At 64.0% G+C, this 13,109-nt stretch carries 17 protein-coding genes; 7 read left to right on the forward strand and 10 right to left on the reverse strand.

Annotated elements, in window-relative coordinates:
* Positions 1 to 25 precede the first annotated feature (25 nt).
* From dapB to nth, 3 genes are read left to right on the forward strand one after another with little or no spacing between them, the layout of a single operon-like run.
* Positions 26 to 754 (forward strand): 4-hydroxy-tetrahydrodipicolinate reductase, encoded by a 729-nt coding sequence (dapB, locus tag BM173_RS00700; RefSeq protein ID WP_090476388.1) that lies wholly within the window; start codon positions 26 to 28, stop codon positions 752 to 754.
* Positions 755 to 758: 4 nt separating this feature from the next.
* Entirely contained in the window at positions 759 to 1,583 is an 825-nt protein-coding gene (locus BM173_RS00705; RefSeq protein WP_090476390.1) for an ion transporter, read from the forward strand.
* A complete protein-coding gene (gene nth / locus BM173_RS00710) occupies positions 1,580 to 2,230 on the forward strand; it encodes an endonuclease III (protein WP_090476392.1) in 651 nt (216 codons plus the stop codon). Before BM173_RS00705 ends, nth begins: the two co-directional genes overlap by 4 nt.
* Here the strand turns inward: nth and BM173_RS14500 are convergent.
* The 3 genes from BM173_RS14500 to dapE form a co-directional block, all read right to left on the reverse strand.
* Positions 2,227 to 2,403: a hypothetical protein gene (locus tag BM173_RS14500; protein ID WP_177201766.1), complete on the reverse strand. Its 177-nt coding sequence runs from the start codon at positions 2,401 to 2,403 to the stop codon at positions 2,227 to 2,229. The two genes, nth and BM173_RS14500, sit on opposite strands and share 4 nt — an antisense overlap.
* 144 nt (positions 2,404 to 2,547) lie before the next feature.
* Complete coding sequence (locus BM173_RS00715) at positions 2,548 to 3,786, reverse strand: dicarboxylate/amino acid:cation symporter (protein ID WP_090476394.1); 1,239 nt, start codon at positions 3,784 to 3,786, stop codon at positions 2,548 to 2,550.
* 38 nt (positions 3,787 to 3,824) lie between these two features.
* Entirely contained in the window at positions 3,825 to 4,958 is a 1,134-nt protein-coding gene (dapE, locus tag BM173_RS00720) for a succinyl-diaminopimelate desuccinylase (protein ID WP_090476395.1), read from the reverse strand.
* A 29-nt stretch (positions 4,959 to 4,987) separates the two neighbouring features.
* Between dapE and BM173_RS00725 the strand changes: the two genes are divergently transcribed.
* A complete protein-coding gene (locus tag BM173_RS00725) occupies positions 4,988 to 5,455 on the forward strand; it encodes a cupin domain-containing protein (protein WP_090476397.1) in 468 nt (155 codons plus the stop codon).
* Here the strand turns inward: BM173_RS00725 and BM173_RS00730 are convergent.
* Positions 5,452 to 6,345 (reverse strand): S1/P1 nuclease, encoded by an 894-nt coding sequence (locus BM173_RS00730; protein ID WP_090476399.1) that lies wholly within the window; start codon positions 6,343 to 6,345, stop codon positions 5,452 to 5,454. The two genes, BM173_RS00725 and BM173_RS00730, sit on opposite strands and share 4 nt — an antisense overlap.
* On the reverse strand, positions 6,312 to 6,971 hold the full coding sequence (locus tag BM173_RS00735; protein WP_090476400.1) for a glutathione S-transferase family protein: 660 nt from the start codon (positions 6,969 to 6,971) through the stop codon (positions 6,312 to 6,314). The genes BM173_RS00730 and BM173_RS00735 overlap by 34 nt, the downstream gene beginning before the upstream one ends.
* Before the next feature lie 280 nt (positions 6,972 to 7,251).
* Here BM173_RS00735 and BM173_RS00740 point away from each other — a divergent pair, with 280 nt between their 5' ends.
* The 3 genes from BM173_RS00740 (at position 7,252) to BM173_RS00750 (ending at position 9,742) form a co-directional block, all read left to right on the forward strand.
* Positions 7,252 to 7,668: a VOC family protein gene (locus BM173_RS00740; RefSeq protein WP_090476401.1), complete on the forward strand. Its 417-nt coding sequence runs from the start codon at positions 7,252 to 7,254 to the stop codon at positions 7,666 to 7,668.
* A 55-nt stretch (positions 7,669 to 7,723) separates the two neighbouring features.
* Positions 7,724 to 8,752, forward strand: coding sequence for a cupin-like domain-containing protein (locus BM173_RS00745; protein ID WP_090476403.1), 1,029 nt, complete (start codon positions 7,724 to 7,726; stop codon positions 8,750 to 8,752).
* A gap of 117 nt (positions 8,753 to 8,869) precedes the next feature.
* Positions 8,870 to 9,742, forward strand: coding sequence for a helix-turn-helix domain-containing protein (locus BM173_RS00750; protein ID WP_143089541.1), 873 nt, complete (start codon positions 8,870 to 8,872; stop codon positions 9,740 to 9,742).
* A 22-nt stretch (positions 9,743 to 9,764) separates the two neighbouring features.
* Here the strand turns inward: BM173_RS00750 and yihA are convergent, their stop codons facing one another.
* The 5 genes from yihA to rpmH all read right to left on the reverse strand — a co-directional run bounded on the left by yihA (position 9,765) and on the right by rpmH (position 13,070).
* Positions 9,765 to 10,418, reverse strand: a complete 654-nt coding sequence (gene yihA, locus BM173_RS00755) for a ribosome biogenesis GTP-binding protein YihA/YsxC (RefSeq protein WP_090476407.1) — start codon at positions 10,416 to 10,418, stop codon at positions 9,765 to 9,767.
* An 11-nt stretch (positions 10,419 to 10,429) separates the two neighbouring features.
* Entirely contained in the window at positions 10,430 to 12,187 is a 1,758-nt protein-coding gene (gene yidC, locus BM173_RS00760) for a membrane protein insertase YidC (RefSeq protein ID WP_090476409.1), read from the reverse strand.
* Positions 12,188 to 12,257: 70 nt separating this feature from the next.
* Complete coding sequence (yidD, locus tag BM173_RS00765; RefSeq protein ID WP_090476411.1) at positions 12,258 to 12,467, reverse strand: membrane protein insertion efficiency factor YidD; 210 nt, start codon at positions 12,465 to 12,467, stop codon at positions 12,258 to 12,260.
* On the reverse strand, positions 12,464 to 12,847 hold the full coding sequence (gene rnpA / locus BM173_RS00770) for a ribonuclease P protein component (RefSeq protein ID WP_090476413.1): 384 nt from the start codon (positions 12,845 to 12,847) through the stop codon (positions 12,464 to 12,466). The genes yidD and rnpA overlap by 4 nt, the downstream gene beginning before the upstream one ends.
* Before the next feature lie 88 nt (positions 12,848 to 12,935).
* Positions 12,936 to 13,070 carry a 50S ribosomal protein L34 gene (gene rpmH / locus BM173_RS00775; protein WP_090478272.1) on the reverse strand — a complete coding sequence of 45 codons (135 nt, stop codon included), beginning with the start codon at positions 13,068 to 13,070 and terminating at the stop codon, positions 12,936 to 12,938.
* Between the last annotated feature and the right edge of the window lie 39 nt (positions 13,071 to 13,109).

Genomic DNA, 13,109 nt, shown 5'->3' on the forward strand with positions numbered 1-13,109 from the left:
AACCACACAAGTGCAAGGAGGGGCAATGGCAAGTTTCGGCGTAATCGGCAGCAAGGGTGCGATGGGCGAGGCGCTGAAGCGCGTCATAGAGGCATCGGGCCACACCTATGCGGGCGGGATCGACAAGGGCGGCGATCCGGCGGCGCTTGCCGATGCCTGCGATGCGCTGATCGACTTTTCCGCACCCGGCGCACTGGCTGCCAACCTCCACGCCGCCGTTGGAGCGGGCGTGCCCATCGTCATCGGCACCACCGGCCTCGAACAGTCGCATCACGACGCGATCGACGAGGCGGCCCGCGCGACAGCGGTCTTGCAGACCGGCAATACCTCGCTCGGCGTTACCTTGCTGGCTCACCTGGTGCGCGAGGCGGCAGAGCGCCTTGCCGACGACTGGGATATCGAGATCGTCGAGATGCACCACCGCCGCAAGGTAGATGCACCTTCCGGCACAGCCATCTTGCTGGGCAAAGCTGCGGCCAAGGGCCGCGGGATCGATCTTGCCGACAATCGCGAAAGCGGGCGCGACGGGCAAACCGGCGCACGCGCTCGCGGTGCCATCGGCTTTGCCGCCCTGCGTGGAGGGACCGTAGCCGGCGAACACAGCGTCATCCTTGCCGGAGAGCAGGAGCGCCTGACGCTGTCGCACAGCGCCGAGAACCGCGAGATATTCGCGCGCGGCGCGGTGAAGGCCGCCGAATGGCTGCTGGCGCGAGAAGCCGGGCGCTACACCATGGAGGAGGTCCTGGGCCTCTGACACGATGAACCTGCGGCAGATCCTCTACCACCAGCTTCACATCGGTGCGAAGACCGATGGCAGGTTGACGCTGCTGAACATCGTGCTGGTGTGGGTCATCATCGCCGCCGTCGTCACCGCCATCATGTCCACCGAGGTCGAGTTCGACCGTCAGTGGCACGACGAAATCCTGATGGCGGAGCTGGTGTTCGGGATCGTCTTCCTCGCCGAATATGCGGCGCGCATCTATGCTGCGCCCGAGCATCCCGGCCCCGGCTCGGCCCTGTCGAAACGGCTGCGCTTCATGCTCTCACCGCTCGGCGTGATCGACCTCGTGGTAATCCTCGTGACCTTTGCGCCGATCTTCATCGCCAATGCCGCAGCCCTGCGCGTTGTCCGCCTGCTCAGGGTCGTCTCGATCATGAAGTTCGGCCGCTTCACCGCGGCGACGAAGGAAATGGCGATGGCCATCCGCGAGCGCAGTTATGACCTCCTGGTCTGCATCGCCTTCGCCTTCGTGTTCCTGCTTTGCGGAGCGAGCGCGCTCTACTGGATCGAGGGCGAATTGCAGCCCGAGGCGTTCGGCAGCATCCCGCGTGCGCTGTGGTGGGCGGTCATCACTTTCACGACTGTCGGATATGGCGATGCCTATCCCATTACCTCGGCCGGCCGCGTAGTCGGATCGCTGGTGGCGATCACCGGCGTCCTGCTGGTGGCGCTGCCGACCGGCATCGTCGCGGCAGCGTTCAGCGATGCGATGCAGCACCGCCGCGAGGAAATCCAAAAAGCCCTCGAGAAAGCCCGCGAGAGGGGCGAACTCGACGACGAAGACACCCGCGAGGATACGTGACCAAGGACCAGATTTTCGAATTTTTCCGCCGCCTGGCGGAGGACAATCCCTCGCCCGAGACCGAGCTTGAATACGGCAATTGCTACCAGCTGGTGGTGGCCGTGGCCCTGTCAGCGCAGGCGACCGATGTCGGCGTGAACAAGGCCACACGCGCGCTTTTCCGCGAAGTCGAGACGCCGCAGCAGATGCTGGAGCTGGGCGAAGAGGGCCTGAGAGAGCACATCAAGACGATCGGCCTGTTCAACTCCAAGGCCAAGAATGTCATCCTGCTCTCGCAATTGCTGGTCGACGAATATGACGGCGACGTGCCGGACACGCGCGATGACCTCGTCAGGCTACCTGGCGTGGGCCGCAAGACCGCGAACGTCGTGCTTAATTGCTGGTTCGGCCAGGAAACCTTTGCGGTCGACACGCATATCCTGCGCGTCGGCAACCGCACCGGCCTCGCCAAGGGCAAGACGCCCGAGCAGGTCGAGGCAAAGCTAGAAAAGCGCGTGCCCCAGCCCTTCCGCCTCGGCGCGCATCACTGGCTGATCCTGCAGGGCCGCTATGTCTGCAAGGCGCGCACGCCGGAATGCTGGCGGTGCAAGGTGGTGGATCTGTGCAGCTATCGGAAGAAGGTGCTGGAAAAGCCGAAGGGGCGCTAGCCGCCCTTCGTTTCATCCTTGGCGAAATAGCCTCTGAGAATGCTGGCCGCCGTAGCCATTCCCGCGCCGAAGCCGAGAGGAAGCCACAAGACTGCGGAATAGAGCAGGATGTCCAGCGTGACATCCTGCCCATAGCCAAGACCCGCCACGATCAAGGCAATCGGGATGCCCACGATCGCACCTGCAATCGCACTACCTACGGCGCTAAAGACCAGGGCCAGCGCTCCGAGCGCTCAAAGGATGCGGGGATCCTTAACTGCGCTCAAAGCGACGCGGTCCGCATCGACGCTAACAGCACGGACAAGTCGGCCAGCAAGTCAAACATCATCCGCCGAGATCATCTCGCGCGTATCGATCTCACCCGTCATTACGGCCACCGTCGTCGCCACGGCGGCATCGCCGCTGACGTTGGTGGTGGTGCGCATCATGTCCATGATCCGGTCGACGCCTGCCACGAAGGCGATAGTTTCGAGCGGCACGCCGACCGCGCCGAAGACCAGCGCCATCATAATGAGGCCTGCGCCCGGGATGCCCGCCGCGCCGACTGCGCCGAGCGTCGCCAGGATCGAGATCAGGAAGTAGTCGCCCCATGAAAGGTCGACCCCGAAGATCTGCGCGCCGAACAGCGTGGCAAGGCCAAGGTACATGGCCGTGCCGTTCATGTTGATCGTCGCGCCGAGGCTGATCACGAAGGCTGCGACCGAGTTCGAGACGCCCAGGTTGCGCTCTGCACAACGCAGCGTCACCGGCAGCGTGGCGTTGGAGGAAGCGGTCGAATAGCTCACCGCCATCGCGTCCACGATGCCGCGGAAGAAGTCGCGCACCGGCAGCTTGGCGAGGAACTTGATCATGCTGCCGTAGATCAGGCCGATGATCAGCAGGCAGCCGAGGTAATTGAGACCCACCAGCTTGGCGAGGCTGACCAGCGCGTCGAGGCCGAGCGTGCCCGCCACCCAGGCCATCAGCGCGAAGACGCCGAAGGGGGTCAGCTCCATCACGATCATCGTGACCTTCTGCATCACGACAGCGCCGCTATCGAAGATCTTCTGGACCGGCTCGCCGTCCTTGCCCGCCATCAGGATGCCGATCCCGATGAGGAGCGAGAAGACGATCAGCGGCAGCACCGCAACATCGGCCATCACCTGCACCGGGCTTTCAGGCACGATGGACAGGATCATGTCGACCGCCGTCGTCTCGTTCGGCACCGGCGTTTCGCCGCGCGCGATGGCGCTGGTGTCGACGCCCGCACCGGGCTTCACCAGCGTGCCGAGCGCCAGGCCGAGCCAGACCGCGATCTGGCCGGTGACGACAAAGAGCAGCATGGCCCTGCCGCCGACGGCGCCCAGTTTCCTAAGGTCTCCGATGGCAGCGACACCGGCCACCAGGCTGAAGAAGATCAGCGGCACGACCAGCATCTTGATCGACTTGATGAAGAAGTCGCCGATCCACTTGATGCTTTCCGCATCGGGGCCCCAGCTATAGCCGGTCAGCACGCCCAGGATCAGGGCGGTCAGCACGCGCTGCCAAAGCGGAATTTCGAACCAGACCTTCAGCATTCTTATCCCCTCTCGTCCCGGTCTTCGTGCCGGTGTGTCTAACCCAGCGCGTCTTTCGCAATCGCTGTATAGATGCGGCTTAGCGTGGAAAGGTCCTCAATGGCCACAGCCTCATTACTCTTGTGCATGGTCGCGTTGACGAGGCCGAACTCGATCACCGGGCAAACCGCGCGCAGGAAGCGGGCATCCGAAGTGCCGCCCGTCGTCGAAGGTTCGGGGTCGATCCCCGTCTCCGCCTTCACTGCGCGGGCGATCACGTCGCTGAATTCGCCGGGCGGGGTCAGGAAGGGTTCGCCCGAGATGATGGGCTTCGCTACGCCGCCATGCTTTTCCGCGATCGACCCGACAAGTTCCGATAGCGAAGCTCCGGAATGTTCGTCGTTGAAGCGGATCGAGATACGCGCCTCGGCTTTGGCCGGAATTACGTTATGCGCCATGTTGCCGACTTCGAGATCGGTGATTTCCAGGTTCGACGCCTGGAACCAGTCATTCCCTTCATCGAGGACGAGCGCATCCAGTTCCGCCAGCATGGCGACCAGCTTGGGGATCGGGTTATCCGCCAGGTGCGGATAGGCGACGTGGCCCTGCGTGCCCTCGACTTCGAGCCAGATATTGACCGAGCCGCGCCGTCCGATCTTCATCATGTCGCCAAGACGATTGACGCTGGTCGGCTCTCCGACGAGGCACAGGTCGGGCTGGTGTCCGTGTTCGCCCATATAGTCGATCAGCGCGCGGGTGCCGTGAAGGGCCGGACCCTCTTCGTCACCGGTGATGATGAAGCTGATCGTGCCGGCATCGGCAGGGACATGGGTGACCGCGTCGACCATGCAGGCGATAGCTCCCTTCATGTCGACCGCGCCGCGGCCATAGAGCAGCTCTCCGCGCACTTCCGGCTCGAAGGCTTCGGAGTGCCAGCCGCCGCCCGGCGGGACCACGTCGAGGTGCCCGGCAAAGGCGAAATGCTTCGAACCTTCGGGCCCGCGGCGAATGGCGAAGAGGTTTTCGACCGGCGCTTCCGGACTGCCCGGCTCACCATCGCCGCGGGTGAAGCGGTGCACGGAAAAGCCCAGCGGGTCCAGCATGGCCTCGAGCCGGTCGAAGACGGAGCCCGTGGCGGGAGTGACGCTTTCAGCGGCCATCAGGCGCTTGGCGAGTTCGAGGACTTCGGTCATGCTGTGTCCGCTAGCAGGAGTGAGTGCCAATGCCCAAGCTCGATCTCGACGCCATCCCCCAGACCAATGCGACCGGCTATCCGCCGCCCTTCGATGCCGACGTGGCAGGGCGCAACTACCGCCGCCTCGCGCCGGTCGCCGGCCTTACCAAGCTCGGCGCAAGCCAAGTGGTACTGGACCCGGGGGCCTATTCCTCGCAGCGGCACTGGCACGAGGGGCAGGACGAGCTGGTCATCATGCTTCAGGGCGAGGCCGTCCTGATCGAGGACGAGGGCGAAATTCCCGTCGGCCCCGGCGATATCCTTGCCTGGCCCGCAGGAGAGCCGAACGGGCACCGGCTCCACAATCGCGGCGACCTTCCCTGCGTCTTCATTGCCATCAGCGGCGGCGACAGGGATGCCGACCGGGGCGAATATCCCGACATCGACATGGTCTTCACGCCCGATGGCTATTTCAGGAAAGACGGCACGCCCTACCCGACCAGCCGCGTGCCCTAGTCGCGTTCTGGCTCGGGCAATGGCCCGGGCGCAAAGGCAGCATCGAGATATTCGGCCATGCGAATGCCCGCCTGCACAACGCGGCGCTGCGAGATCGGGATCGCGCGCTCGATATCCTCCTGTGTCAGCGCGGTCTCTTCGGGCAGGTCCGCACCTTCGCACGGGGGCCGGTCGAAAGCGTTGGGATAGACGAAATCGCGGCTTGTCTCCCAGCTCTCGCGCCCCCAGTCGGCAGGCGTCCCGCCACCAAGTTCCGCACGTTCTTCGGCGCTGTAGCGACGCACCAGCGGCGTGGGCGAGGAGGTGATAGCCCGTTCCGCCAGCGGGCCGTCCCAGATCCAGTGCAGGTTCAGTCCCGGCGCGATGCCATAGGCGGTTTCGATATCGTTGCCCCCGCGATCCTCGTGATCGCCCGAGTGCAGCGGCATATGCACGTCGCCGATGAAGTGGACGAGGAAGGCAAGCGCTTCCAGCCGGACATTCGCCGGCAGGTCTTCGTCGGCAAGGATGCGCTGGTTGCGTTCGATCTGGGCGAGGATGCAGTTCTGGCCCGAGCAATTCTTGCGCGGCTCATACGCCTCGCACACCGGCGCGGTGCGATAGTGCCAGGCGAAAGTGTACCCCCAGCGCCAGTAATCCTTGCGCAGGCAATCGGGCCAGACGCTCGCGTCCTCCAGCGTAGCGAGGTCGCAGCCGGCGACACCGAGTTCGGGCGCCGCGCGCAGCAGTTTCACGATGCCGGCGCGCGTGTCCGGACGGATATTCTCGTTCGCGATCTCGGCCGTGGTGCGGTGGGCGTAAAAGCCCCACGCGCTCGCCTGTGCCGGAAGCAGCGCAGCCAGCGCCGCCAGTGCGGTCAGGAGACTGTGTCGTATTGCTCGATAGCCCATTCTTCGCTTTCCGATGCCGAAATCCATGCCTGCATCCACTCGTGCTCCCACAGCGCCTGCATGTAAGACGCCGCGAAGCCGGGGACCGCTATCTGGTAGCTGATGAACCGGCTGACAACGGGCGCGAAGAAGATGTCCGCCGCCCCGAAAGTGCCGAACAGGAACGGCCCGCCGCTGCCAAACCGGCTGCGCGCTTCCGCCCACAGGCCGAGGATGCGCAGGATGTCGTCCTTGCCGGCTTCGCTCGGCTCGAACCCCTCGAAGCGCTTGCGCACGTTCATCGGGCATTCGCTGCGCAGGGCGGAGAAGGAGGAATGCATTTCGGCGACCATCGAGCGGGCCATGGCGCGGGCCGCATCATCCTTGGGCCAGAAGCGGTCGCGTCCGACCTTGTCCGAAAGATATTCGAGGATGGCGAGGCTGTCCCACACGACCACGTCGTCGTCCCACAGGATCGGCACCTTGCCGCTGGAGGGGCGGATCTCACCGCCCTGCTTGGTGGCTTCCCAATTCTCGCCGAACAGGGGCACCACGATCTCTTCGAACGACAGGCCCGATTGCTTTGCGGCCAGCCAGCCGCGCAGCGACCAGCTCGAATAATTCTTGTTACCGACGATGATCTTCATGCGGGCTCCACCATTGCCTTGCGTCATGCGGGGTAGGCGTTCAGCAACCTGCTGTCGAGCCTGAATGAGCGACGCGGGGACGGGTGACGAAGGCGACACACTGTCACCCGAGCATCAAGGAGTATTCCGATTACAATTCATGGTCTTATATAATTGACGACAGGGTGACACTCTTCCCGCCGCACCATGCACCAGCAAGGCCTCCGGTAACCGGCCATGCACAGCCGTTACCGCGTAGGAAAACCTTTATCGCAGGCGGCCGGTCCATTATCCTTAAGCCATGAGCCTACGTCCCTTCCATCTCGCCTTTCCCGTCCGCGACCTTGCGGAGGCCCGCGCCTTCTACGGCGGGTTGATGGGCTGCGCGGAAGGACGGTCCAGCGAGGAATGGATCGACTTCGATTTCTACGGCCACCAGATCGTGGCCCATACCGGCGGCGAAGCAGGCGACAGAGCCAGCAATCCGGTCGACGGGCATGACGTGCCGGTGCCGCATTTCGGCGTGGTGCTGACGATGGAGGACTGGCAGGCGCTGGCCGACCGGCTTGTCGCGGCAGGCGTCGAATTCGCTATCGAGCCGACGATCCGTTTCAAGGGCCAGCCTGGCGAACAGGCGACGATGTTCTTCCGCGATCCGAGCGGCAATGCGCTGGAGATGAAGGCCTTTGCCAACGATGCGATGCTGTTTGCGACATGACCGCGCGCCCGCAGCTTTTCCCTTCCACGTAATTCTAAGCTAGGCACGCGCGGCAATGCCCGAACTACGCGAATACGAGCGCCCGAGCGCACAGACCTTCAGGGACGAAATATATCCCACAGCCCGCCCGGCGATCCTGCGACAGGTGGCCGCAGACCTCGCGCCCGTGCAGATGGCGAAACGCGGCACGGGCGAGCTGGCCGACTATCTTAAGCAGGCGATCGGAGAGCGTGCCATCAACGTGCTCGCCTCCAATCCGGATGCAGGCCCGACCTTCTTCTTCGACGGCGATGTCTCGCGCCTCAATTTCCAGCGCGGCAATATGCCGTTCTCGCGCTTCATCGACAGCGTCCTGTCGCCCGACAGGGGCGATCAGATGCTCTATCTGGAATCGACCAAGGTCGCAGACCTCAGCGCCGAGCTGGCGAGCGCGCTACACCTGCCGATCCTGTCGACGCAGGTCCAGCCGCGCGTCTGGATGGGCAACAATACCGGCACGCACACCCATTTCGACGTGATGCAGAACGTCGCCTATGTGCTCAGCGGCAAGCGGCGCTTCACCCTCTTCCCGCCCGACCAGACGCCCAATCTCTACATGGCCCCGTTCGAGGCATCTCCGTCGAATGCGCCCGTGTCGATGGTCAAGCTGGAAGACCCCGATTTCGAGCGCTTCCCGCGCTTTCGCGAGGCGCAGGAGCAGGCGCTGGTCGCCGACCTCGAGCCGGGCGACGGCATCTTCATTCCCTATATGTGGTGGCACCATGTGAAGGCCGAGGGCGATCTCAACGTGCTCGTCAATTACTGGTGGAACGAGCACGAGGGAATGGGCACCCCGCTCGATGCCATGCTGCATTCGATCCTCGCCGTGCGCGACCTGCCCGAACCCATGCGCAATGCGTGGCAGACCATGTTCGAGACCTTCGTTTTCAAGCAGCATGGCGAGCCGATGGACCACGTCGAACCGCACCTAAAGGGCGGTCTCGGCCCGCATACCGAACAGAGCCGGGTGCAGATGTGGCAATCGCTCGGGGCGGGGCTTTCGAAGACGATGGAGAAGGTCTTCAGCCCGCGTTTCAGGCGCTAGGCCATCGCGCGACAAGCCGCTGGAGTTGTCCGGCCCTCTCAGGTAAATGTACCGGTCAAGTGAACCACCATCGGAGAGTTCGCAGTACTAGATCGAGGCGCAAACCTGGATACGGGTGTGACTGTCAGCTACGCGCTGCCTGCCCCCGCCTTGCGCCCTTACGTCTCCACATATTCGCTGACCATCGTCGAGCCCGATACGCCCACGGTGTTCGACCAGGTCTATCCGGAATGGCCCAATATCCGCATGTCGGTGGGCGGCGATATGGCGGCCTGCACCGGTCCCGGCCCGCTCGTTGACTGCAACCCCATCTGCGCGATCGGTCCGACCACCCACGCCACGCATTTCTCGCTCGCGCCGGGCCGCTACTGGTCGATCAGCCTCCTGCCGCTCGGCTGGGCGCGGTTCCTCGACCTGCGCGCAAACGACTTCGCCGACTATTGGGAGGTAATCGGCGAAGACAGCCCGTTCAAGGATTTCGCCCCCTTGCTCGAATGCGACCGCCGCCATCAGAGCCTGCCGAAAGTGGCCGCGCGCATCGACAAGCACCTGCTCGCGATGCTGGATCGCCCGGCGCACAGGGAAGAGGTGATCTACAGGGCCCATCGCGCCTTGCTCGATCCGGAGGTCAATTCCGTCGCTGCGCTCGCGGAGCAGACGGGGATCGGGGTGCGGGCGCTGGAGCGGTTGTCGCTTGCCGTCTTCGGGTTCAGCCCCCGCCTGCTGCTGCGCCGCCAGCGTTTCCTGCGCAGCCTCGCCCAGTTCATGCTCGACCCCTCGCTGGCGTGGATCGACACGCTCGACAGCCAGTACGTCGACCAGGCGCATTTCATCCGCGACTTCCGCCGGTTCATGGATACGACGCCCAGCGCCTATGCGGCCCAGCCCCATCCGGTGCTGTGGGCCGCAGCCAAGGCGCGCACGGAAATTGCCGGCAAACCGATGCAGGTGCTCCAGCCGCCAAGCGGCTTCATTTCCGACGAGGAATGACAGCCGGCGGCAATGCCGGGTCTTAGATCCCGGCGTCCTGAAGCAGGGCGGCGCGCAGTTCGCCGATGCCCATGCCCTTTTCGCTGCTGGTCACGTGGATCTGCGGAAAAGCGGCGACGTGGGTCTTCGCCTCGGCCTCGACCGCAGCCACGGTCTTGGCCAGCTCGCTCGCCTTGATCTTGTCCGCCTTGGTCAGCACCACGCGGTAGCCCACGGCGGCCTCGTCGAGCATCTTCATCATCTCGCGGTCGACGTCCTTCAGCCCGTGGCGGGCATCGACCAGCACGAGGTTGCGCACCAGCACCTGGCGGCCGCGCAGGTAGGTGCGCACCAGGTTCTTCCATTTCTCGACGACCTTCACCGGCGCCTTGGCAAAGCCGTAGCCGGGCATGTCGACGAGGCGGAACTGGGTCGGTTCACCCACTTCGAAGAAGTTGAGTTCCTGCGTGCGGCCCGGCGTCACCGAAGCGCGCGCGATCGAGCGGCGACCGGTGATCGCGTTGAGCAGCGAGCTCTTGCCCACGTTCGAACGGCCCGCAAAGGCGATTTCGGGCACGGTCGGCTCGGGCAGGAATTTAAGCTGCGGAGCCGAGAGGAGGAACTCCACCCGGCCCGAAAACAGCTTGTTCGCGCGCCGTTCCAGCTGGGCCAGTTCGGCGGCTTCTTCGTCGGTCATCGCTCGCCCAATCAGCCCTTGGCCTTGGCCGCCGCAGCAGCTTTCTCGGCCTTTTCCTTTTCTGCCGCGGCTTTGAGCTGCGGATGCTTGGAATAGAGGTATTTCTGCTGCGCCAGCGTCAGGATGTTCGACGTTACCCAGTAGAGCAGCAGGCCTGCTGCGAACGGGGCCATGATGAACATGAGCACCCACGGCATGATCGAGAATACCTGCTGCTGGATCGGGTCCATCGCCGACGGGTTCAGCTTGAACGTCAGCCACATGGTGACACCCAGCAGCACGGCCAGCACGCCGATGGCGAGGAAGCTGGGCGGCGTGAATGGCAGCAGGCCGAACAGGTTGAGGATGGTCGCCGGATCGGGCGCGGAAAGGTCGTCGATCCACAGGAAGTCGCGGTGACGCATCTCGATCGCGAGGTAGAGCACCTTGTAGAGCGCGAAGAAGATCGGGATCTGCAGCAGCAAGGGCAGGCAGCCGGCCAGCGGGTTGACCTTCTCTTCCTTGAACAGCTTCTGCATTTCCTGCTGCTGCTTGACGCGGTCTTCCTTGTACTTTTCCTGCAGCGCTTTCATTTTCGGCTGGATGGCCTTCATCGCTGCCATGGAAGCGAACTGCTTCTGCGCGATGGGGAACATCACGCCGCGCACCACGATAGTGAGGCCGATGATCGCCACGCCGAAATTGCCGACCAGGTCGTAAAGGTTCTTGAGCAGCCACAACAGCGGCTTTTCGAACCAGCGGAACCAGCCCCAGTCGATGGCGAGGCCGAACTTCTCTAGGCCCGCATCTTCGTAGGCGTCGAGGATGGTGGAATCCTTGGCGCCTGCATAGAGGCGCGAATCCGTCGTGTACTTGCGCCCGGCAGGAATGGTCACCGGATCGTAGATCATGTCGGCGCGATAGGTATCGTTGCCGAGCGCGCGGAAAGTCGCCTCGGGCGCGGCGCCGTCCTGCGGTACGAGGGCCGACAGCCAGTAGATGTCGGTAAAGCCGAGCCATTCGGCGCGGCCTTCCGGATTGGCCGGACCGTCATCGTCGAGGTCGCTGTAGTCGAAATCGTAATTCGCGCTGTCGCCGAACACGCCGATGGGGCCGGAATGCGCGATGAAGAAGTCGGCGCTGGCCGTATCCGAGGTGCGGCTGACGAGGCCATAGGGCTGCGCCACGATGGGCACGCCCGATCGGTTGGCGATGCTCTGCTCGACCGAGATCATGTAGTTCTCGTCGATCGAATAGCGCAGCTGCAGTTCCAGCCCGTTGCCCGCATCATGCGTGAGAGTGACGGGGGTTCCGACCGACAGAACCTCTCCATCCGCATTCCACACGGTTTCGTCCGGCACCTTCTGGCCGTTCACGAGGAAACCGTATTGCGCGAAATGCTGTGCCGGGGTGCCGCGCGGCGAATAAAGGCGCACCGGGCCGCTATCCTCGTCGGTCGTCTCGGCGTAATCCTTGAGAACGAGGTCGTCGACCACTGCGCCGACAAGGTTGATCGACCCTGCGACCTTGGGCGAATCGATGGCAACGCGGTTGCCCGACGTGAGCGCCGTGTCGAGATCGGCCACTTCCTGCGCGATTGCCGCCGGATCGGTCAGCCCGCCGGTGCGCGAATGCACGACCTCGCCGCCTTCGACCGGAGTCGTGGCCGCCTCTGCCGCCACCACGGGTTCGTCCGGCTGCGGGTAGAAATAGTTCATCGCAGCGTCCCAGCCCAACAGCAGGGCCATCGAGAGCACGACTACGAAGATGATATTGCGCGAGTTTTCCAAGGTCGATCCCGGGTTTGATTTCGGTTCAGATGGGAATGGTGTGTTATCTAGTCAAGACAGTAGGCGGTACTTACGGTACTGGGTCGTGCCCGCAGCCCCCCCATGGCTGGCAGCGCAATAGCCGCTTGAGGGCCAACCATCCACCCTTGATCGCCCCATATTTTTGCAGCGCCTCGATCGCGTACTGGCTGCAAGAGGGGGTGAAGCGGCACGTCGGGGGAAGGATGCGGCTGGGGCCGAGCTGCCAGGCGCGCGCGATCCAGATCAGCGGATACTTCATGTGCGCGGGCTCCGGCGTTTGCGGGGGCCGCGGGCGCGGTCGCCCTTGCCTTCGCTCGCTCTCGACAACGCTGCCTCGAGTTCCTGTGTCATCGCGGCGAAATCGCGCTCGATCGAACCGTCGCGGCCGATCAGGATGTGGTCGTGATCGGCAAGGCCGTGTGCCGGCAGCGCGGCCCAGAGCAATTCGCGAAACCGGCGCTTTATGCGATTGCGGACCACCGCATTGCCGACCTTCTTGGTGACGGTAATGCCATAGCGCTTGCCCTTGCCCTCGTTCGGCCGCGTCAGCAGCACGAAACCGGGCTTGGCATTGCGCAGCCCACGGTTGGCAGCGAGGAAGTCGCTGCGCTTGCGGATGACGGAAAGGCCGTTGGGCATGGGTAGCAGATACGCAAAACGGGCCCCCGATGGGAGCCCGTTTGATTATCGCGATCCTGTCCGCACCGGGGTGCGGCAGGTCATGCGATTACGCGCAGAGGTTCTTGCGACCGCGGTTGCGGCGAGCGCGAAGCACCTTGCGGCCACCCGGGGTAGCCTTGCGCGCAAAGAAACCGTGGCGACGGGCGCGCACGAGGTTCGAGGGCTGGAAAGTCCGCTTCATCGGATGGTCCTTCAAAAAATTCGTTGTTCGTCGGGCAAC

The sequence above is a fragment of the Qipengyuania nanhaisediminis genome (assembly GCF_900115585.1).
GTDB classification, from domain to species: Bacteria; Pseudomonadota; Alphaproteobacteria; order Sphingomonadales; family Sphingomonadaceae; genus Qipengyuania; species Qipengyuania nanhaisediminis.

Coding starts and splice junctions, on each gene's coding strand:
- BM173_RS00740 (WP_090476401.1), top strand. CDS start 7,252: ATGAGCCTACGTCCCTTCCATCTCGCCTTTCCCGTCCGCGACCTTGCG.
- dapE (WP_090476395.1), bottom strand. CDS start 4,958: ATGACCGAAGTCCTCGAACTCGCCAAGCGCCTGATGGCCGCTGAAAGC.
- rpmH (WP_090478272.1), bottom strand. CDS start 13,070: ATGAAGCGGACTTTCCAGCCCTCGAACCTCGTGCGCGCCCGTCGCCAC.
- dapB (WP_090476388.1), top strand. CDS start 26: ATGGCAAGTTTCGGCGTAATCGGCAGCAAGGGTGCGATGGGCGAGGCG.
- BM173_RS00735 (WP_090476400.1), bottom strand. CDS start 6,971: ATGAAGATCATCGTCGGTAACAAGAATTATTCGAGCTGGTCGCTGCGC.
- rnpA (WP_090476413.1), bottom strand. CDS start 12,847: ATGCCCAACGGCCTTTCCGTCATCCGCAAGCGCAGCGACTTCCTCGCT.
- BM173_RS00730 (WP_090476399.1), bottom strand. CDS start 6,345: ATGGGCTATCGAGCAATACGACACAGTCTCCTGACCGCACTGGCGGCG.
- BM173_RS00705 (WP_090476390.1), top strand. CDS start 759: ATGAACCTGCGGCAGATCCTCTACCACCAGCTTCACATCGGTGCGAAG.
- BM173_RS00745 (WP_090476403.1), top strand. CDS start 7,724: ATGCCCGAACTACGCGAATACGAGCGCCCGAGCGCACAGACCTTCAGG.
- BM173_RS00715 (WP_090476394.1), bottom strand. CDS start 3,786: ATGCTGAAGGTCTGGTTCGAAATTCCGCTTTGGCAGCGCGTGCTGACC.
- BM173_RS00725 (WP_090476397.1), top strand. CDS start 4,988: ATGCCCAAGCTCGATCTCGACGCCATCCCCCAGACCAATGCGACCGGC.
- yidD (WP_090476411.1), bottom strand. CDS start 12,467: ATGAAGTATCCGCTGATCTGGATCGCGCGCGCCTGGCAGCTCGGCCCC.
- yihA (WP_090476407.1), bottom strand. CDS start 10,418: ATGACCGACGAAGAAGCCGCCGAACTGGCCCAGCTGGAACGGCGCGCG.